Source organism: Aminicella lysinilytica, assembly GCF_004362975.1.
Lineage (GTDB): Bacteria > Bacillota > Clostridia > Peptostreptococcales > Anaerovoracaceae > Aminicella > Aminicella lysinilytica.
In genome coordinates, this window is record NZ_SNXO01000038.1 from 1 (window position 1) to 21,312 (window position 21,312).

At 49.0% G+C, this 21,312-nt stretch carries 17 protein-coding genes; 3 read left to right on the forward strand and 14 right to left on the reverse strand.

Going from position 1 to position 21,312, the window contains the following annotated elements:
• Positions 1–468: 468 nt before the first annotated feature.
• The 8 genes from dusB to EV211_RS08940 all read right to left on the reverse strand — a co-directional run bounded on the left by dusB (position 469) and on the right by EV211_RS08940 (position 11,519).
• On the reverse strand, positions 469–1,452 hold the full coding sequence (dusB, locus tag EV211_RS08905; protein WP_330564657.1) for a tRNA dihydrouridine synthase DusB: 984 nt from the start codon (positions 1,450–1,452) through the stop codon (positions 469–471).
• Positions 1,415–2,245 (reverse strand): type III pantothenate kinase, encoded by an 831-nt coding sequence (locus EV211_RS08910; RefSeq protein ID WP_133529086.1) that lies wholly within the window; start codon positions 2,243–2,245, stop codon positions 1,415–1,417. Before EV211_RS08910 ends, dusB begins: the two co-directional genes overlap by 38 nt.
• Positions 2,246–2,264: 19 nt before the next feature.
• Positions 2,265–3,845 carry a PucR family transcriptional regulator gene (locus tag EV211_RS08915; protein WP_133529087.1) on the reverse strand — a complete coding sequence of 527 codons (1,581 nt, stop codon included), beginning with the start codon at positions 3,843–3,845 and terminating at the stop codon, positions 2,265–2,267.
• Between the two features lie 12 nt (positions 3,846–3,857).
• Positions 3,858–5,897, reverse strand: a complete 2,040-nt coding sequence (gene ftsH / locus EV211_RS08920; protein WP_133529088.1) for an ATP-dependent zinc metalloprotease FtsH — start codon at positions 5,895–5,897, stop codon at positions 3,858–3,860.
• A 66-nt stretch (positions 5,898–5,963) separates the two neighbouring features.
• On the reverse strand, positions 5,964–7,352 hold the full coding sequence (gene tilS, locus EV211_RS08925) for a tRNA lysidine(34) synthetase TilS (RefSeq protein WP_133529089.1): 1,389 nt from the start codon (positions 7,350–7,352) through the stop codon (positions 5,964–5,966).
• A complete protein-coding gene (locus EV211_RS08930; protein ID WP_133529099.1) occupies positions 7,342–8,157 on the reverse strand; it encodes a TatD family hydrolase in 816 nt (271 codons plus the stop codon). The genes tilS and EV211_RS08930 overlap by 11 nt, the downstream gene beginning before the upstream one ends.
• Entirely contained in the window at positions 8,157–10,088 is a 1,932-nt protein-coding gene (gene metG / locus EV211_RS08935; protein ID WP_133529090.1) for a methionine--tRNA ligase, read from the reverse strand. Before metG ends, EV211_RS08930 begins: the two co-directional genes overlap by 1 nt.
• Before the next feature lie 624 nt (positions 10,089–10,712).
• Positions 10,713–11,519, reverse strand: a complete 807-nt coding sequence (locus EV211_RS08940; protein WP_133529091.1) for an NYN domain-containing protein — start codon at positions 11,517–11,519, stop codon at positions 10,713–10,715.
• Positions 11,520–11,660: 141 nt separating this feature from the next.
• Here EV211_RS08940 and EV211_RS08945 point away from each other — a divergent pair, with 141 nt between their 5' ends.
• Positions 11,661–12,362 carry a DUF554 domain-containing protein gene (locus EV211_RS08945; protein ID WP_133529092.1) on the forward strand — a complete coding sequence of 234 codons (702 nt, stop codon included), beginning with the start codon at positions 11,661–11,663 and terminating at the stop codon, positions 12,360–12,362.
• A 473-nt stretch (positions 12,363–12,835) separates the two neighbouring features.
• Here the strand turns inward: EV211_RS08945 and EV211_RS08950 are convergent, their stop codons facing one another.
• The gene (locus EV211_RS08950) at positions 12,836–13,876 is read right to left on the reverse strand and encodes a YeiH family protein (RefSeq protein ID WP_133529093.1); all 1,041 of its coding nucleotides are present in this window, start codon (positions 13,874–13,876) and stop codon (positions 12,836–12,838) included.
• 114 nt (positions 13,877–13,990) lie between these two features.
• Between EV211_RS08950 and EV211_RS08955 the strand changes: the two genes are divergently transcribed.
• The gene (locus EV211_RS08955) at positions 13,991–14,875 is read left to right on the forward strand and encodes a LysR family transcriptional regulator (protein ID WP_133529094.1); all 885 of its coding nucleotides are present in this window, start codon (positions 13,991–13,993) and stop codon (positions 14,873–14,875) included.
• 95 nt (positions 14,876–14,970) lie between these two features.
• Here EV211_RS08955 and EV211_RS08960 read toward each other — a convergent pair whose 3' ends face one another.
• From EV211_RS08960 to EV211_RS08980, 5 genes are all read right to left on the reverse strand, one after another.
• Positions 14,971–15,198 (reverse strand): hypothetical protein, encoded by a 228-nt coding sequence (locus EV211_RS08960; RefSeq protein WP_133529095.1) that lies wholly within the window; start codon positions 15,196–15,198, stop codon positions 14,971–14,973.
• Between the two features lie 16 nt (positions 15,199–15,214).
• Entirely contained in the window at positions 15,215–15,829 is a 615-nt protein-coding gene (locus EV211_RS08965) for a cytidylate kinase-like family protein (RefSeq protein ID WP_133529096.1), read from the reverse strand.
• An 81-nt stretch (positions 15,830–15,910) separates the two neighbouring features.
• A complete protein-coding gene (locus tag EV211_RS08970; protein ID WP_133529097.1) occupies positions 15,911–17,776 on the reverse strand; it encodes an ABC transporter ATP-binding protein in 1,866 nt (621 codons plus the stop codon).
• On the reverse strand, positions 17,776–20,088 hold the full coding sequence (locus tag EV211_RS08975; protein WP_133529098.1) for an ABC transporter ATP-binding protein: 2,313 nt from the start codon (positions 20,086–20,088) through the stop codon (positions 17,776–17,778). The genes EV211_RS08970 and EV211_RS08975 overlap by 1 nt, the downstream gene beginning before the upstream one ends.
• Entirely contained in the window at positions 20,081–20,764 is a 684-nt protein-coding gene (locus EV211_RS08980) for a MarR family winged helix-turn-helix transcriptional regulator (protein ID WP_243108588.1), read from the reverse strand. The genes EV211_RS08975 and EV211_RS08980 overlap by 8 nt, the downstream gene beginning before the upstream one ends.
• A 315-nt stretch (positions 20,765–21,079) precedes the next feature.
• On the opposite strand from EV211_RS08980, the gene EV211_RS10760 reads away from it, so the two are divergent.
• Positions 21,080–21,238, forward strand: coding sequence for a hypothetical protein (locus tag EV211_RS10760; RefSeq protein ID WP_166635423.1), 159 nt, complete (start codon positions 21,080–21,082; stop codon positions 21,236–21,238).
• Positions 21,239–21,312 lie beyond the last annotated feature (74 nt).

The window sequence follows — 21,312 nt, forward strand, 5'->3', positions numbered from 1 at the left end:
ATTGCCTGCTATTCACAACTATATACCTCCCGCTCTGGAAGATATTATATATCGTGGCAAATAGCTACTCAATGTGCCTATGTTTTGATGCTTACAATATAGCCCTCCTCAGGCAGAACTCCGTCTTGGATTTGCGTTCCTGGCTATCATATTATGAAAATGTTTTGCAATTTTGTGGTACATATTAGTAATTATGTCAAGAACTCTTCATTTCTGCGGCCCGATCTTTTGTCAAATCAATTGTGCCCGCACTATTTATGCTGAATATTCCCTGAACCGTGCGGGAGTTCTGCCTAGAGACGCCGAAAATCCGGTTTTGGGTGAAAATATGTCTGCCGCACCCCAGCGGCGACGACCAACCCCAGCACCCAAGCGGCACCCCAGCGGCGACGGCCAACCCCAGCGCCTAAGCGGCACCCAGCGGCGACGGCCGCCCGCCGCGCCAAACCCTGCGGCGCCCGCCGCGGCCTAGATTCCCCGGATCGCCGCCTCCAGCTCACGCACATCGGTTATTCCGTTGATTTTTCCGCGGAAGGCGGCGCTGCCTGGAACACCCTTCAGGTACCAGCCGCAGATCTTTCGCATCTCGCGGACGGCAACATACTCGCCTTTCAGATCCACTATATCTGAAAGCTGGGTCAGCATCATATTCTTCTTATCTTCGACAGTCGGCGCCGGTGAAGCAGGCCGGCCCAGATAGCCGTCCAGCAGATCCCGGAAAATCCATGGATTCCCAAGAGCGCCCCGGCCGATCATAACCAAATCGCAACCGGTCTGGGACATAAGAGCTGATGCTGAAGGCCAGTCAACTACATCGCCGTTACCTATTACGGGGATGTTGACCGCCGCCTTCACATCGGCGATAACATCCCAGTTGGCTTTGCCCGTGTAGAACTGCTCGCGAGTGCGGCCGTGAACCGCCACAGCCGAGGCGCCGCCGGCCTCCACAGCCTTTGCGACTTCTACGGCATTGATTTTCTCAGCACCGAAACCGATGCGGATCTTGGCCGTGACTGGTTTAGACGTATGAGTCACTGCCGCCGCCACCAGCTTCTCAATTAAGGCAGGCTCCTTCAACAGTGCTGAGCCCTCACCGTTTTTGACAACCTTTGGCACCGGGCAACCCATATTTATATCGAAGATAGCGTTAGGCCGATCATCCAGTTTCTCTGCCGCGAAAGCCATGATCTCCGGATCGCGGCCGAAGAGCTGGTACGCAACGGGGACCTCGTCAGGATAGATGAAGAGCAGCCTTTCAGTCTTTTTGTCGCCGTAATAAAGGCCTTTGGCGCTGACCATTTCCGAGTACGTCAAAGACGCCCCCAACCGGCCGCAGATGCGGCGCATGGGAGCGTCGGTTATTCCGGCTAAAGGCGCCAGTATGAATGGATCATCCAAATTTAAATTTCCGATATTATTGCTCATTATTCCAATCGTAATTCTTATGGGCATGCTTGGAAGGTTTGCGGTTCTTGCGGTAAATGATTTCCAGACCCTCCAGGGTCAGAAGTTTATCCACATAATCGATACAGTCGACACCGTTTTCGATCATAGTTGAAAGGCCTCCAGTGGCCACTACCGTCACCGGCTTATGAGTGCCGCAATGCTCCTCAAGCTCCTTGCGCATTTTCTTGACCATAAATTCTACCATCCCCATATGCCCGTAAACCAGACCTGACTGCATACTCTGGATCGTGTTCTTGCAGATGGTGTGTCCCGGCTCATCCAGTTCTACCTTAGGCAGCATGGATGTCTTCTCGAAGAGGGCTTCCGACGCTATCTTCAGGCCCGGCGCAATGGTGCCGCCAAGATACTCGGCTTTTTCTGTCACTGCGCAAAATGTCGTTGCAGTACCGAAGTCGATTATTATCAAAGGTCCGCCGTATTTGTTGATGGCAGCCACAGCATTTACTATTCTGTCAGCTCCAACCTGCTTAGGATTGTCGTACTTGACGATCAGACCCGTCTTGACGCCTGACTCAACTACGATAGCCCGCTTATTAAAATACTTTTGTGACATGTGCTGCACGGTGTACAATACCGACGGCACAACCGTGGAGATTATTACATCCTTGATGTCCGTGAGTTTCAGACCTTCATAAGCGAATAGCTGGTTCACCAGCATGCCGTACTCATCGGCGCTCTTATTAGGATCCGTCTCAATTCTCCAGTTAGTCAGCAACTTGCCGTCTTTAAATACTCCAAGTACGGTGTTGCTGTTTCCAATGTCAAAAGCTAGTAACATGGTTTCTCCTCATATTCAGTTATTTGACTACTCTTTCAAGTCTCTTCAGGGCCAGGGCCATAGTCAATCCCGGAATAACTCTGTTTCCGGTGATTTCCGCACCCAGTACTTCATTTATTCTCTTGAGCCTGTACTGAACAGTATTGGTATGAATGCCCATAAACACACTGGTTTTGCTGCTGTTCATCCCGGCGTCCAGCACGAAGGTCTCCAGGGTCTCCAAAAGCTGTTTAGCCTTGTTTTCCCCCATTTCCTTCTTGAATGGCTCTAACAGATCCATATAATTCTTCTTCAGATATCCGCCCTGGACCTGCAAATTGATGCAGTTGGAAACCAGAGCCAGCTCGTACTTAGTAAATACGCGCTTGTAAGGGAACACGCTCTCGACGAAAGTCCAAGTCTCTCCAATGAGCCTGAATGCGTCGCCTGCGCCCTCGATACCGTCTATGCCAGTTGCATGGAATATCCTAACAGTCTTGCTGCCTTCCTTCAGCTTCTCGAAAAGCTTCAGGCAGCTGGATTTAGGCGATACTTCCTCGTCCACCGGCTTCTTGTCTGATTTAAGAATGATGCCGTAGGTTTCCTCGCCTTCGGCTATCCTCATGATCTCTATGCCTTCGTTTTCTTCAAAGTCAGCGATTATTTCATTGCCCTCAGTTGTCTCTATGCCCTTGGCGTAGAACACGCTGAGGATGTTGTCGCTGATAATGTTCATCTCGTCCTTCAGAGAATATGCAAGGCTCTTGTTATCTCTGATCAGGGCCTTGATGAACTCGGCCTTCACATCTCGCTCAGGCGAATACTTCCACATGCCCATGGCCAGCTCTATGATCTCTGCCAGCTTGGTTATCTCGCCGGCGGAATAATTATCCTCATTATCCACTATGAACAAAAAGAACTTTTCCCCGTTGATCAAAATAGGGCCCCAGTAGGTAAGCACGCCGTTTACGTCTATGAATGTGTAAATGCCGGCTTTCTCTACGTCTCTTTCCTTGCCCAGCCTGATGGCATCGGCAATGGTTGTCTTCTGTCTGGTCTCGACCGTAAGTATAGGGTTAAAATCCTTCGACAAAAGTACCACCTGAAACTCATTGCTGACAGCTGCCTCTTTCAAGGCAGACTGGAAATTGCTGTGTTTCTCGAAATCAAGCAAATGATATATGGTATTGTTTATAAGGCTGTTCTTGAAATTGTCGCCATATAGCAGCTTGTCCATGACTTGTTCGATAACATCTGAGTATTCAGCCTTGTTGCTGCTCGGGACAACTATAAGAGGTATCCCTACCTGTTCAGCCGCCTCGACTACAGTGTTGCCAACAGATGTCAGACCTTCCTTCTGATGGAATACCGCCATAGCAGCGATGCCTTCTTTGGCAAGGGCCTTGATTATGTCGCATTTCTTCTCATCATCAGTTATGCCGCTGAATGAGGTAAGGACCAACTGCTCCTTAACCCCATTTTCCGATACAGCCTTGGCCGCATCAGGGGCATCCAATACGGATACTGTTCTTACCCTGTTTTCGATGTTTCGTCGTCCTGCTGCCAGGATGCTAGGGGTAAATGCATCCAGACTCAGACAATCATTTACTGTAACTTTCATAAGTAACCTCTATTATTCTTTCTTAGGATCAGTGTCATCTTTTGACTCTTCAGATTCAGGCTGTTCTTCCTCAGACTTAGGATTTCCATCTTCATCCATGTAATCTGTATCATATCTGGCCAGATCGGCTGCAAGTTTTTCTTCTTCTTCCTTACGGATCTTCTCAAACTCCTCAGCTTCCTTGGCGTTAGCCTTCTTCAGTTCCTCTTCCTTTTCATGGACCTGTTTCTCCAGACCTTCAGCATCGATAGCGCCTGTGTACAGAGCCTCGAACTGCTCGCCATCGAGTGTTTCCACCCGCAGCAGAGCCTGAGCAATAGTTTCAAGTTTATCCATGTTTTCCTTCAGGATCTTCTCAGCTCCATCGTAGCCTGCAACCATGATATTCTTGACTTCCTCGTCTATCTTGCTGGCAACTCCATCAGAGAAGTTCTTCTTGGTGGAGAAATCCTTACCCAGGAACACTTCGTCCGAATCGCTGTAATTTACAGGCCCGATATTATCGCTGAAGCCATATTTGGTAACCATATCTCTGGCTATTTCTGTAGCCCTCTGGATATCGTTGCTTGCTCCTGTGCTTATGTCATCCAGGGTCAGGGCCTCTGCCACACGACCGCCCAGCATATGCATGATAGTATTCTGCATATTACCCTTGGTATCGAATGTTCTGTCTTCAGTAGGCAGCCACATGGTGAATCCGCCTGCCTGTCCTCTCGGTATGATAGTTACCTGATGAACAGGGTCTGAACCCGGTGTGCTGCGCATTACAACAGCGTGGCCGGCCTCATGATAAGCAGTAAGTTTTCTCTCGGCTTCGCTAATGACTCTGCTCTTCTTGGCTGGTCCTGCGATGACCTTGGTGGTAGCCTCTTCTATTTCTGCCATTCTGATGCTTGTTCCGTTACGTCTCGCAGTAATGAGGGCTGCCTCGTTGAGGAGGTTCTCAAGATCTGCCGGCGTGAATCCCGGAGTACGTCTCGCTATGATCTCAGGTGAGACCTCGTCTGCGAGAGGTTTATCCTTAGAATGAACTTTGATTATTTCTTCTCTGCCTTTGACATCAGGTATGCCTATGACGATCTGCCTGTCGAATCTGCCCGGTCTCAGAAGAGCCGGATCCAGTACGTCAGGTCTGTTAGTTGCAGCCAGGATTATTATTCCGGAATTCTCTCCGAAACCATCCATCTCTACCAGCAACTGATTCAGTGTCTGCTCCCTTTCATCATTGCCGCCGCCGAGGCCTGCGCCTCTCTTACGTCCAACAGCATCGATCTCGTCTATGAAGACGATACATGGAGCACTCTTCTTGGCCTGATCGAACAGATCTCTTACACGAGACGCGCCGACGCCGACGAACATCTCAACGAAGTCAGATCCACTGATTGTGAAGAAAGGCACTCCCGCTTCTCCCGCAGTCGCTCTGGAAACATAAGTCTTACCTGTTCCCGGAGGTCCTACGAGGAGCATGCCCTTCGGTATTCGTGCTCCGACCTCTTTATATTTCCGCGGACCCTTGAGGAAGTCAACGACCTCCGCAAGTTCCTCTTTTTCTTCTTTCAAACCGGCTACATCGGCAAAGGTTATCTTCTTGCCGTCCCCTTTATATAGCTTGGCCTTGCTCTTTCCGAACTGGAATGCCTTTCCATTGCCTCCCTGATTCATCATCAGATAGAACAGGAAGCCCAGAGCTATGACCATTATAATAGTCGGCAATAAGGAAAGCACTGTGGATCCTGAACTCGGTTTATCCGTACCGTAGGTCAGTTTGTTATCCAGCATTCCCTTATGTATATACTTGTCTGATATCCACTGCAATTCCACGATATTTGGCGCATAGGCGGTAATGTATTTATGATCGCCTATTTTGCCGGTGATCTTGGTATCAGTTATATTGACGCTGGTGACTTTACCTGCATCGAGATACTGAGCCATGGTGGAAAACTGCACCGTCTTATTTTCTGTACCAACGCCACCCTTGTACACTACTGCTACAGTCAGCACTACGGCGAAGATAACCAGATAAATCAATATATTCTTTGCAAATTTTTTCAATTTTCTTGCCCCTTCTGCTTAAATTTTGTTCTTCCTGAACAAAACAGCTTTGTTATTTTATCATAATCAACTAACTATTTCAATAAGAAATAGGTTTTTTGTACTACTATTTATACAGTAATCTGCAGAATATCTGCCTCTGTCCAGCAGTCCCTCTACAGCCGGGATGAAAAGCACCTCCCGACCTTTGGCAGCGAACCATATGGTATCCCGCCTGTCCTTAGGTATTTTCAGGTCCACGAAAAGGTCCTGCAGTTTCTTGCTTCCGCCTTTTATGGCGATGCGGTCGCCCTCCTGCCGGGTGCGCCACACTACGCCGCCGCCTAAGGCATCGGCATCGAAAGCCGCAAAGCTGCCTTTTGTCAGATTCATACCCAGAAAGTCAGCTTTTGTAACAGTGCTCATCCTGCATGACGGGCCTGTATTCATAGCTTCTCTGGCCGCCTTCACATCTCCGTAGACCTTGGTCAGATAATACCCGTGAGGCAGATCCAGCCGCGCCGACGGTTTGTCGCTGAAAATAATTTTGTCCGAGTCCGTAAAGTGCGCGAATGTCAGGTCTTCCACAAGGCCGATCTCCTTGAAGGCAAGCCCTATGACTCTCCTGCGGACGGGCGTTCCCAAAGCCTGCAGCCGCTGTCCGTCCATGATGACTTCATGGTCATTTCTGATTCTGACTGCCACGGCCAAAGCCTCGCGAGCCTGACTCGTAAGGTAATCTTTGTCCACGGAAGCCACGCTGCTGAGCCGCAAAACAGCCTCCTTGATATTGGGATTGTAACCCTGCAGGTACGGGATCAGCTCCAGCCTGATGCGGTTGCGTGAGTAGATGGCCTGGCCGTTGGTGTAGTCTATGCACGGGTCAAGGCGGTTTTCCTCGCAATAGTTCAGGACGTCGGACTTCCACACGTCCAGCAAAGGTCTGATCAGGGCGTACCCCTCTTCATCCACGCGATAATGATCCATGCCGGCCATACCGTCGGGCCCGGTCCCGCGCAGGAGCCTGAACAAAACGGTCTCTACCTGGTCGTCGGCGTTGTGGGCCACGGCGATGCGGATCATGTTCTTAGGCACGCCGCCTATTTCCAAGGCCCTAGCTTCGTCGTGGAAGGCGCCGTACCTGACGGTCCGGCCCGCTTCCTCCGATGTCATACCCTCATCGGCGGCCATCTGATTGCAATCGAAAACCACGGTCCGGCAGGTAAGACCATGGCTTGCGCAAAGGTCTTCTACGTATTTCTGATCGTGCTCGGCGTCTCCCGGCCGTATCTGGTGGTTAACGTGGACCGGATGCAAGGTAAGTCCCAGCTCCGGCGCAAGACTCATGAGCACATGAAAAAGGCACACCGAATCAGGGCCTCCTGAGAGACCTAAAACGATGTGCATTTCCTCACCTATCAGATCGTATTTTTTGATAGTATTTAATATCGTTTCTTTAACCATATCATATTCCAAAAAATCTCTTAGCGTTTTCACAGGTCACGCGCTCCACCTCTTCATAGGGGATACCCTTGATGGCAGCCACGCGCCTGGCTGTATATTCCACATAGGGAGACATGTTAGGCCTTCCCCGCTTCGGTTCCGGCGTCAAATAGGGAGCGTCAGTCTCCACCAGAAGAAATTCTATGGGCGTATCTTGGACTACTTCCGTCGTGCGGCGGTTGTTCTTGTATGTCACCGGCCCGCAGATGGAAATCGTTGCTCCAAGTTTGACGTATTGCCTGGCTATTTCTCTGCTGCTGGAAAAGCAGTGGAACATCACTCTGGAATCAGGCAGTTCCTGGCCGTCTGGGCCGGGTCTTCTCGGGAACCAGCTCTGGCGTTCTTCTGAGAACGCGCCTTCTTCCTTCAGTATTTTCATAGTGTCTTCATCTGCTTCTCTGGTGTGTATCATAATTGGCATCTTCAGATCGTTAGCCATTCTGATCTGCTGGCGGAACCAGCACTGCTGGTCCTCCATGGAATCTTTGCCGTAGTGATACTCCAGACCGATCTCGCCAACTGCGCAGACCCGCGGCTCCTGAGCAAGCACTTTGAACTCAGCGAGCACCTGCGGGTCGAATTTGCCTACTTCACCCGGCTGAAAGCCTACGGCCGCATAGCACCATGGGTACTGTCCGGCTTCTCTTATGACTTCCCGGCAGGTTGGTATATCCACGCCGACATTCATTACATATCCAACAGATGACTCTTCTATGGCCTTGACCAGGGTCTCTCTGTCCTTGGACATGTAAACATGGGCGTGAGCATCGAACAACATCAGTCTACCACCGATCCGTCTTCTGCTATGGTAGTTACCATCTCGCATCTCTTGCCATTTTCCGCAAACATGAGCATGCCCTTGGATTCCATGCCGCGCAGGTTCCTCGGCTTCAGGTTGGCAACGACTATAACCTTCTTGCCTACCATATCTTCCGGCTTGAAATCGTCTGCTACTCCAGAGATAATCTGGCGCTTCTCAGTGCCCATCTGCACCTGGAATACCAGCAGTTTGTCTGCCTTAGGATGCTTCTCGGCTGTAAGAATAGTGCCTACTCTGAAGTCGATCTTATCGAAGTCGTCATAGACGATCTCAGGTTTCAGTTCCAGTGGGATGTTCTCCTCCTCCTGACTTTCTCCCTTAAGGGCGTCAAGGTCCTCAAGTTCTTTCTCTATGTCAAGTCTCGGGAATATGGCGTCACCGCGCTTTACCTGTTCCTCATACATCATGTCGAAGGTGAATGCGTCTTCCCAGACTATGTCTGCATACCAGAGGCCCATCTGCTTTCTGATCTTCTCAGCTGTCTCGTGCATGAATGGACTGATCAGGATCGAGATTATCCTCAGTGATTCAGCCAGGTTGTGCATGCAGGTATCCAGTTCAGCCTTCTTGCTCTCATCCTTAGCCAGGATCCACGGTGTCTTCTCGTCGATATATTTATTGGCTCTCCTTACGAGTACCCATATATCTTCCAAAGCCATGTTGAAGGCGAACTTATCCATATGCTTTTCCAAAGCCGGCGCTACGCCCAGGGCCACTTCCTTCAGTTCCTTATCTATGTCGTCCTCAGTAGTGCTCTCCGGCACTGTGCCGCCGCAGTACTTCTCTATCATGGCCGTGGTCCTGGAAACCAAATTGCCCAAGTCGTTGGCCAGGTCGAAGTTCATTCTCTTCAGCATTACCTCGTTGGTAAACACGCCGTCCTGTCCGAAGGTGTACTCTCTTAACAAAAAGTACTTCAGGGCGTCGATGCCGTAACGGTCGATCAAAACCACCGGGTCAACGACGTTGCCCTTGGATTTGCTCATTTTGCCGCCGTCTATGAGGAGCCAGCCGTGTCCAAGCACGTGCTTAGGCAGAGGCAGATCCAGAGACATGAGCATTGCAGGCCATATGATTGAATGGAACCTGACGATCTCTTTGCCTACAAGGTGTACGTCTGCCGGCCAGTACTTATTGAAAAGTTCCGGGTCGTCAGGGTATCCCAGGGCGGTGATGTAGTTTGTAAGTGCGTCAAGCCACACGTAAATGACGTGCTTCGGATCTATAGGCACCTGTATGCCCCAGTCAAAGGTGGATCTGGAGATGCAAAGGTCTTCCAGTCCCTGTTTGCAGAATTCTATCATCTCGTGACGTCTGCTGTCAGGCATGAGGAATTCCGGGTTGTTCTCGAATAGATCTATGATCCTGTCCTGATACTTGGAAAGTCTGAAGAAGTACGCCTCTTCATGGGCTTTATTAACAGGCCTGCCGCAGTCAGGGCAGCAACCGTCTACAAGCTGGCTCTCCGTCCAGAAGGACTCGCATGGAGTGCAGTACCAGCCTTCATATTCAGACTTGTATATGTCTCCCTTATCGTTCATTTTATTGAAGATAGCCTGTACTCTCTTCACGTGTCTCGGCTCTGTAGTTCTGATGAAGTCATCATAGGATATCTCCATGGTCTTCCACAGATCCTTGATGCCGGCAACTACGCCGTCAACATATTCCTGAGGGCTGACGCCCTTCTCTTCAGCTATCTGCTGTATCTTCAGTCCGTGCTCGTCAGTTCCTGTCAGAAACATTACGTCATAGCCGCAAAGTCTCTTGAACCTGGCCATGGCGTCAGCCATGACTGTGCAATAGGTGTGGCCTATATGCAGATTAGAACTCGGATAATAAATAGGGGTAGTTATATAGTACTTCCCCTTGGTTGCTTTTTTTTCAGACATTACATATCATTCCTTTCGTCTCCTTGTCGAATGAGACAAGGCAGTAATTACAGACCCGCTATATTGCGCGCTCTGCTTGGCGTGCTGTAGTTATTGAATTGCCGTGGTGGCACCATTTGTGAGTCCTACTCTAAAGAATAGCACATATTGACGTTGCTAGTCAATATGTGCCTAAAATGCACAGCATGTTATTTCGCATTATTATTTCCTTTAATTTACATTTATGGTATAATAATGCTGTTGTCGCTCCCAATCTGGCAACAGAAAGGGGGTGTGATCCATGGATACATTGATATCCCTTTTGGCCACTGTCGCGGCAAATATAGCAGCATACTATGTTTGCAAATGGTTAGACAGTTGGCTTGACTGCGACAATTAGCCGTAAAGAAAACCCCGGACAGCACTCCGGGGTTTTCGTTTGTGTAATCTCACGAATACATATCTCTCTTTTAGCCTAAACTAATTTTAACATAATTCCACGATTTGTCAATGAATCTCAATCGTAAAATGTATCAGTCTTTGACCAGTTCTTTGATGGACGTGGTCAGCATTTCGATACTAACTATTAAAATAATACTACCGGCATAAGTCGGTGGCAATTACTATTTGCAAAAGTGATTCTTACTATTTCTTAAGACTTACGTATACCCTGTTACCTTCGGTCTCGTCCAGTTGCAGGCTCTTGATATCTTTCACGAAGTCTTTCAGATACTTGTACTTGCGGCCGCCTTTTCTTCCATAATAGCGGACGTCGAAGTTCTTGAAAATTCGGTTCAACTCGTTGCCGATCTGTCCCAGATCCGTCAGTTTGCTCTTATCATCGTTTTCCTTGATGATCTGAGTGATCCTGTTTTCCAGGGTCTTCTTGCTTGGGATGCTCCCGGCGTTATTTCTGGACTGAGTCTGTGTCTGACTCTGCTTCTGGCGTGTATTCGATGCCTTGGCGGCCTGGGCCTGAGCCTTCTTCTCCTCGGCCTTCTCTTCCTCGGCCTGGGTAGCCAATACGTCTATGTAGACGAACTTGTCGTAGGCATTCTCCAGGGCTTCTGTGGCCTTGTCCGACTCTCCCATGCCGATGACCATCATGCCGGCTTCCATGAGCCTCCTGGCCAGGGCTGTGAAATCGCTGTCGGAAGACACTATGCAGAAACCGTCAACATAACCCGTGTACAAAATGTCCATGGCGTCGATTATCAGCGCCGAGTCTGAGGCATTCTTCCCTCTGGTGTTGTTGAACTGCATCATAGGTTTCAGGGAGTTCTTATTGATCTCGCCCTCCCACTTAGTCTTGACGATGCGATCCCAGCTTCCGTATATTCTCTTATATGAGCAAGTGCCGTAATTGCTTACTTCATCCATTATATAGTCTGCATACTGAGCGGATATATTTTCCGCGTCGATGAGCAGCGCTATTCTGCTTTCTTCATTCATATTTAAATTCCTCTCTATGCTTCATGCGTATACTTGATTTTAATACGGGTGCAGGTTTTTGTCAACGGCGGCGCCTGGGATTAATCATTGAAATATCCCCGAGAATGGTTTATTATTGTAACTATAATTCAAGGAGTGTTTATGATAGGTGTAATAGCGAATACAATAGCCGTCATCGTCGGCGGCCTGATAGGCCTCGTAGGCAAGAAGGTCATACCCGAGACCTGGAACGATATAATAGTCAAGGCTATCGGTCTTGTAGCCATTTACGTGGGAATAACGGGAGCTCTTAACGGAGAGAATACCCTGATCCTGATCATGTCTCTGGTCTTCGGCGCCATGATCGGCGAAGGTCTGAAGCTGGACGAACGTTTGGACAGCCTGGCAGGCAACATGGAGAAACGTTTTGATGCAAAAGGCGGCAAAAGCAACTTTGCCGAAGGTTTCATTACGGCCAGCCTGCTCATGTGTGTCGGCGCCATGACTGTAGTCGGAGCTCTCAACGCGGGCCTAAAGGGCGACAACAGCCTGCTCTTCACCAAGACCGCCATGGACGGAGTCAGCGCCATTATGTTCACGGCATCTCTGGGCATCGGCGTCATATTCGCATCGGTGCCGGTCTTCATCATTGAAGGCGGCATAGTCCTGCTGGCGGCGGCGATCTCACCGGTGCTGACCACAAGCGTAGTCAATGAAATGACCTGCGCCGGCTCGCTGCTCATCGTAGCTCTGGGCCTGAATATGACAGTAGGCACCAAACTGAAAGTCATGAACTATATGCCGGCAGTATTTCTGCCTATAGCCTTCTGCCCACTTTACGACTGGATCGTGAGTCTGCTGTAGAAATGGCCATGGCCACTGCGCGCAAGAATGATTGAAGTTGCCCTGAACATAGCGCGCAAGAATTGCCCTGAAATTATAGCCAATGTGGCACTATATTTTTTTGAAATCAATGAAATGCAAGAATCGGCCCGATAATTGGACTGATGTGGCGGATATCAGATTACAGAGTAGATTTCGTGCAAGGATCAGCCAAATAGTTGATTCATTGTGGCGGGCGACTGCCTTAAGACCAGTATTTCCAAAGGTTACGCGCCACATTGCTTATGGAATTTCTCTGATTCTTGCGTGTGACTCCCCAATATCTTGGTGAAACGCCACAGTGCCTTCAATAATACAAGGATTCTTGCGGGCAAGCCCTTCGAATTGACTTGATGTGCCACATCATAGCAAAAATAGCAGTAATTCTTGCGGGCTGGACAACGTCACAGATTGCGAGCTGGACAACGTCACAGATTGCACCTCACTACACTGTTCTACCAGATACCCATTACATGTTGAAGAATAAGGCTTACTGCGGATATGCTTATCCAGCAGCAGAGTCCCATGAAGATCGGCTTTCCGCCGGTCTTTATTAATTTGATTATATCAGTATTCAATCCTATAGCGGCCATGGCCATTATAATGAATATTTTGCTCAGTTCCTTAAGAGGGGTGAACACCGACGCGGGAGCGCCGAAGTGCATGGCAACTGTCGTGATTACTGACGCCAGTATGAAATAGAGAATGAACATAGGAAAAATCTTTGCCATGGATACTTTTTGTTCCCCGGCGCCGCCAGCCTTTTTCAGTTTCCTGCTGCGCATGAAAGCGATGACCAGTGTTATAGGGATAATGGCCAGAGTTCTGGTCAGTTTCACCGTCACTGCCTTGTCCAGGGTGGCTGTGCCCAGGTTCCACATACTGTCCCAGGTAGCCGCCGTAGCCGTTACAGAAGATGTGTCGTTGACAGCCGTTCCTGCGAATATGCCGAAAGCGTCGCCGGACGTAGTGTCGAATCCCAGCAGATATCCCAGCTGCGGAAAAATTATAGCCGCTATGACGTTAAAGAAGAATATTACCGAAATCGACTGAGCGATCTCCTCGTCGTCGGCATCTATGACGCTGGCCGTGGCTGCAACTGCCGAGCCGCCGCAGATAGACGAGCCTACGCCTATGAGCATCGAAATTTTGCCAGGAGTCTTCATAGCCCTGTGAAGCAGATACGCCACTACCAGGGATGTTGTGATAGTGCAGACGATGATCGGCAGGGACTGCCTGCCGGTCTCGGCGATAACGCCCAGGTTCAGCCCGAAACCCAGCAGCACAACGGCTGACTGAAGTATCTTCTTCGATGTAAAACTGATGCCGGCATCCAGCCTGTCCCTGTTCTTCAGCAAAGGGCAGATGATCATGCCAATCAGTATAGCGAATATCGGCCCACCGACAATGGGAAATAATTTACCCAATATAAATGCCGGCAGCGTAATGGCCAAGCAGACCAGAAGTCCCGGGCCGTTCTTCTTTATAAATTCCATAAGCAGTTTCTCCTTTTTAATAATGGTATAATGATATCATATTTCTGTCATTATTTAAAATCATGATTATTTATGATATAATAAAAACAATTTATGATTCGAGAGGATGGAAATATGTTAGATAATAAGATAATCACTTTTCTCAGGGTCTGCGACACTATGAACTATACCAGGGCCGCAGAGGAACTACACATAACCCAGCCCGCAGTGTCCCACCACATACACTGCCTGGAGGAAGAGTACGGAGTCAGGCTTTTTGAGTTTAAGAACAAAAAAATCAGCCTTACGGCCCAGGGCGTCATGCTTAGACGTTACGCCAATGCCATGCACAACGACGAGAAAGTCATCGCGCACGAACTCTCTCAACCTTTTTTGCTGCGCCATGATCTACGCCTGGGTACAACCAAAACCGTAGGTGACTTTGCCATAGCCCGCCCTCTTCAATCTTACATGGAAAACCATCCCGACACTGATATGCACATTATAGTCGGTAACACGGAAGAGCTCCTGTCGCAGCTCCATTCAGGCGCGATACATATGGCCCTGGTGGAAGGCTATTACCCCATAGACGAGTTTGAGTCTGTCAAATACAGCACCGAGGACTTCATCTGTGTAAGCGCAGCAGGACATAAATTCAGCAATACGCCTGAATCCATCGAAGATCTTACAGGGGAAACGCTTCTGGTCAGAGAACCGGGCTCCGGCACCCGCGAGATCCTGCAGCGCGGACTTTCTCTGAAAAACCTCACTGTAAACAGCTTCTCGCGAGCTGTGGAAATAGGAAGTATGCATGTCATCCTCTCCCTTGTGGAAGGTGACTTCGGCATCTCGTTCATGTACAAAAGGGCTGCCAGTCAGGCCATCGAGGCTGGCAGTTTACGTGAAGTCCGGCTGAACGATTTTCACGTAAAACATGATTTCACTTTCATTTGGAACAAAGGAAGCATCCATGACAGCATCTATAGCGATGTATGTAAAAGCTTCATGAAGTCAGTATAAAAAAGGCGCTGTTGCTTTCACAGCAACAGCACCCATAAATTCTGCTAATTTCATAGGTTGAATCTTTATCAAAAATCCATATCTGATTACAGGCTCTAGTTTTCCAGATCCTCTTCAGCCCAGTCATCGCTCGACCACTCTTCATCAGGCCAGTCCTCATTGACGAAAATCTTCTTCATGATCCTGTCCATTCCGACTACTATTGTGACTCCAGCAACAAAACCGATGCCCAGTACTCCAAGGGCTACTTTAGCAGCTGTTGAAGTGCCTTTTCTTCCAGTATCCGCCTTGTTCTCGCTCAATCCATAGTTATTCTTGCTCATGTCATTTCCTCCTGTCTTATTTATAGGTTCTCTTATCTATATACCCCACGACCAGGTCGGCCGCAGCATCTTCACTGATATAACTGCTGTTGATGCTCAGGTTGTAATTACTGTACTGTCCCCACTTCTGGCAGGTATGATAGTTGTAGTAATTAGCGCGAGCTTTATCATAAGTGGCTATGGTATTCTTGATCGTCTCAGGATCCTCACCGTATATTTCCGTACAGCGCTTGATCCTGTCCTCCAGCTCTCCGTGAATGAAAACATTAGTCACTCCCGGCAAATCCTTCAGGATATAATCAGCGCACCTGCCAACTATGACGCCTTCGCCCAGATCGCCTATCTGGCTTATAATGTCGAACTGAGTGATGAACAGTTTCTCATTCATGGAAACTGCATCTCCTCCGACACCTTCACCGAAGTTCATGGCCGATGAAAGAGTATAAGTGAAGTTACTCTTGGCCCGGAGCTCAGCAGTCTCGATGACTTCTCTGGACAGCCCGCTCTTCTCTACTGCCATATCGATTATTTCTTTATCATAGAAAGGTACTCCCAGCTTCTCCGCAATCAGTCTGCCTATGGTCCTTCCGCCGCTGCCGTACTCTCTGCTGATCGTTACCAGTTTCTTCATTTTGATCACCTCTGATGCCTTTCTCTTTAACAGTATTATATACTATTATTTTGAGAAATGAAACCTCATTTTTTGTTTGTTCTATGAAGCTTCCTCAAACTGAGAGTTATACAGGTCTGCATAGAAGCCTCCCTGCTTCAGAAGTTCCTCATGGTTGCCCTGCTCCACGATGTCGCCGTGGTTCATGACAAGTATCAGATCAGCATTACGTATGGTTGAAAGTCTGTGGGCTATGATGAAACTGGTGCGGCCTTCCATAAGGTTGTCCATAGCTGCCTGTATCAGTTCCTCAGTACGGGTATCTACGGAAGATGTGGCCTCGTCCAGGATCAGTACCCTGTTATCGGCCAGTATGGCCCTGGCAATGGTCAGGAGCTGTTTCTGTCCCTGAGACACATTGGAAGCATCCTCGTTCAGTACCATATCATAGCCGCCCGGCAGAGTCCTGATGAAATGATCGGCATGAGCAGCCTTAGCCGCCTCAATTACCTCTTCATCAGTTGCGTCCAGACGCCCGTATCTGATATTTTCCATAATCGAACCCGAGTACAGCCAGGTATCCTGAAGAACCATTCCGAAGTTGTCTCGCAGGTCGTGCCTGTTAAAGTCCCTTATGTCGTGACCGTCCAGAGATATTTCCCCGGATGTCACATCATAGAATCTCATGAGCAGTTTGACCATAGTAGTCTTGCCGGCTCCCGTAGGACCTACGATAGCTATCTTCTGTCCCGGCTTTACATCAGCGCTGAAATCATTGATTACCACCTGATCCTCGTCATATCCGAAGTGGACGTGGTTAAAGGATACGGCGCCCTTTACATTTTCCAGTTTAACAGGATTCTCCAATGTCTGGTTCTCCTCTTCCTCACCCAGGAATTCAAATACACGCTCTGAAGCCGCAGTCATCGACTGGACCTGGTTCATTACCTGCGCGATCTGCTGTATTGGCTGAGTGAAGTTCTTGACATACTGGATAAACGCCTGGATATCACCTATGCCGATGGTCCCTTTGATAGCCAGAAATCCGCCTGAAATAGCCACGCCGGCATATCCCAGATTGCCTATGAACATCATCAGCGGCTGCATGAATCCCGACAGGCACTGGGATTTCCAGGCCGAATCGTAGAGAACATCGTTAGTTTTATTAAATGTATCTATAGTGTCCTTCTCCTTGCTGAAGGCCTTGATGACCATCTGCCCGGCGAAGTTCTCCTCTACCTGACCGTTTATGTGGCCCAGGTAATTCTGCTGAGTCTTGAAGTACTTCTGCGAAATTTTGATGACGAGAGTCATGAGCAAAGCCGAAATCGGCAATATGATCAGGGCTATGAGCGTCATCAGCGGCGATATGGACAGCATCATGACCAGAACGCCTATAAGCGTCGCCACCGATGTTATGATCTGGGTGATGCTCTGGTTCAGGCCTGTGCCCAGGGTGTCCACATCGTTGGTTATCCTGGACAAAACCTCGCCGTAGGTGCGGCTCTCGAAGTACTTCATTGGCATGCGATTGATTTTCTCCGCGATCTCACGCCTCATTCTGTAGCATATCTTCTGCGTCACGCCTGTCATGATCCATCCCTGCACAAAGGAGAACAGGGCGCTGGTCACGTACAGGGCCAGGGTGAACAAAAGGATCTGCAGTATTTTATCGAAGTCTATTCCGCCTGTGCCGTTGATTTTTCTCATGAGGCCGTTGGCCAGCTCAGTAGTGGCGTGGCCCATGATCTTCGGTCCCAGTACCTGGAACACCGTTGATGCGGCGGCAAATATCATTACTATGATTACGGCAAATCTGTATCTGCCTATATATGCCAGCAGCTTGCCGAAGGATTTCCTGAAGTTTTTCGGTTTCTCGCCGGGCATCATTCCCGGAGGGCCGCCGTGACCTCCCGGTCCGCCTCTCCTTCTGCGAGGGGCCTTGAATTCTTTGTTTTTATTTTCCATTATTCGATCCCCTCCAATTCCGTCTGGGATAACTGCGATCCCGCTATTTCCTGATATACATCGCAGGATTTCATGAGCTCTGAGTGAGTTCCTTTACCGACGATCCGTCCTTCATCCAGGACCAGTATCTGATCCGCATGGAGTATGGTGCTTATCCTCTGGGCAACTATTATCTTAGTCACCTGGCTGACCTTCTCCGTCAGCTCCTGACGAAGCCTGGCGTCGGTCTTCATGTCCAGGGCCGAGAAGCTGTCATCGAAGACCAGTATCTTAGGCTTCTTTGCTATAGCCCTGGCGATAGCCATTCTCTGCTTCTGTCCGCCGGACACGTTACTTCCGCCCTGGGAAATGTAACTCTCATACTTCTCGTCTTTTTCCTCGATGAATTCTGTAGCCTGCGCGATCTCCGCCGCAGACCTGATATCTTCGTCTGTGGCATCGTCAGCGCCGAACTTTATATTAGATGCTATGGTTCCGGAGAACAAAACTCCCTTTTGCGGTACGAAGCCTATCTCGCCTCGCAGGTCGTCCAAAGCCAGCCCGCGAACGTCTTCGCCGTCGACTTTGATGGTGCCGCCGGTGATATCGTAAAACCTCGGGATAAGGTTGACAAGTGTACTTTTGCCGGAGCCCGTACTGCCGATGATGGCCGTAGTCTTACCCGGCTCCGCCGTGAAATCTATATCGCTGAGAACGTCGTCTTCAGCGCCCGGATACCTGAAATTTACATGGTCGAACTCAACAACGCCTTTAGGCGATCTGATTCTCGCAGGCTCCTCTGCTTCCAGAATTGATGACCTAGTCTTGATGACCTCATCGATCCTCTCGGCAGCAACTCCCGCTCTCGGAAGCATGATGGACATTACAGTTATTATCATGAATGACATTACGATCATCATTGAATATGTAATGAAGGCTGTCATGGCGCCGACCTGCATGGTTCCTGTATCGATTCTGTGGGCCGCTACCCAGGTTATGAGTACCACCAGCCCGTTCATGACTATCATCATGGAAGGCTGCATGAATGTCATTACTCTGTTAGTAAATAACTGGGTCTTCTTCAGATTCGTGTTAGCCACATCGAAGCGCTCTTCTTCGGTCTTTTCCCGGCCGAAGGCTCTGATGACAGGAAGTCCCGTGAGGATCTCCCTGGAAACCAGATTCAGCGCGTCTACCAGTTTCTGCATTATCTTGAATTTCGGCAAAGCCACTGACATGAGCAGCATGACCAGACCGATAATGACCAGAACGCCCAGGGCTATTACCCAGCCCATATTGGCTCCTGTGTTCATGACTTTGATGACGCCCCAGATGCCCATAACAGGCGCATAGAGTACCATGCGCAGCAGCATGGTCGTTACTATCTGTATCTGCTGCACGTCGTTGGTGCTTCGCGTGATCAGCGACGCCGTCGAGAACTTGTCCATTTCCGCATTGGAAAAGCTCATGACATTTCGGAACAGGTTGCCTCTGAGATCACGGCCGATGCTGGCGCCGACTTTAGAAGCAAGGAAGGACACCACCATGGCAACTGCCAGCATGATAGCAGCCATGCCAAACATTTTGCGCCCTTCTGCCCACAGATAGGATTTCTGCATGGCGTCAACGTCTATGCCGGCCTTCTTGTCACAGCCTGAAGCATAGGCTATGCCCATGGATTTCAAAGTTTCGCTTCCCACGCTTTCGATGGTCTTGTTCATCTGGGTCTTGGCGCTTGATATGGTCTTGCTGTCCATAGCCCCCGAGCTGATCATCTTCTGCATCATAGGCCGCATGTCCACATAGGTGTGGGTGTCTCCGTTTTCATCCTCTGCCTTGAAGGTCTTCACATCGTAATTAATGATGTTACCGATCTCATCGACAGTCATATCGTCTATTTCCGATGCGTAGACTGATATGGCCGGATTCGGATTATCCTTGATAGCATTCTTTACAGTTTTCTTGAAATTGCTGACGCTGGAGTGACCAAGCTGATAGGTCAGCACGATAGGCGTCATGAGCTCATCGTCCAGCTTGTCCAGTTTGCCCTGGTCGGTCACCTTGAGGACATAATACTTGCCCTCTTTCTCATAGGAGTTCTCCCAGGATTTTTTCTCGCTTTTGCTCATGAAAATGCTTGCCGCCTTGTATTCCTTGGCAGTTGTTTTCTCAGGCAAAATGTGCTCTACGCCTTTGTTCTGGATCCCCACGTCGATGATGTCTTGAGTGTACTGCGGCAGCGCCAGGTCACAGTAGGCCTGGACCATCAGCAGCAAAACCAGAACGATAACGACCTTCCAGTACGGCTTGAGATTCTTGAAAATTTTAGTCATCTATTTTATTACCCCCATTGTCTGATGCAGTGTTTGTGTTCGCCGCAGTGCTTGCGTTCGGCGCGGCAGTTGTGTCCGGCGCGGCAGTTGTGTCCGGCGCAAATGGCGTGCCACGAGATGAAGTCCGACCAGCCGAATTGCTTTTATCCGGCGCAGCGCTTTTATCCGGCGCAAACGCCGTGCCACGAGATGAAGTCCGACCAGCCGAATTGCTTTCCATATTCTTGGCTGCTACCCTGACATCCAACTCCTCCTCAGCTATATTCAGCATCTTCTGCATAAGTACAGTCATGCTTGCCAGATCCAGTTTATCCATTCTGGCAAAAACAGCATCGAAGTAGTCCTTCATAGTCCGGTTGATTTCTTCACTGATCTTACGGCCTTCTTCGGTCATATAGACAAGCGTATTCCTGCGGTCCTTCGGATCGGTCACCCTCTGGACGTATCCCTTTCCCTCCAGACATTTGAGGCCTCTGGAAATTGCCGATGGCGGCGCAGGCATATGTCTTACCAGATCAGATACCCTCATAGATCCCTCAGGATTCTTATCATAGTACCTTCCGATGATCGAAAGGAGTTTGGTGTCTCCCGGATTCATCTTAGGCATAAGTGCCCCGTAATTCAGCTTGCCGAAGGCATGCATGATTTCAAGGAAATCTTTCTGTTCATCGTTCAAAATATATCCTCCTGTATTTATCAGAAAATTAATTATTTTCGTTAATATTTAACATTGTTAATTATTATGATTGTTAAGTATACTACCCTGTGGCCATGGTGTCAAGACGCAAAAACATGTTTTCCACCATATAGCTGCTCTGACGCCAAAATAAAAGAACTTTTTCCGAGTGACCGATGTCCGGTAACAAATATACAAGGAATATACAATGATTATTCACTATCCTTAACAACCGGTTACTCTATGCCTTTCGGACCGGGATCACTACTGGGAGTTCGCGCCACATTCGCCGATATTTTTACTAGATTCGTGCGGATGAAAGTCCTTGCGATCGGTATTTCCAAGAAAGTTCTTTCCGGAGCATCGAAAAAGGGCAGTTTGGTGGAAAAGTCCTCCGGTCTGTCCGGGCAGACATTGGAGACCAGCCCTGACTGGCTGCATAATATAAATCAGGGGGCTGTCGCATTAGACTAATTCTGATGCGATATGCCTCTTTTTACGTTAAACGGCTTGGTCCCTAGGTTTCATGAAGGTGTATGAAATTCGTG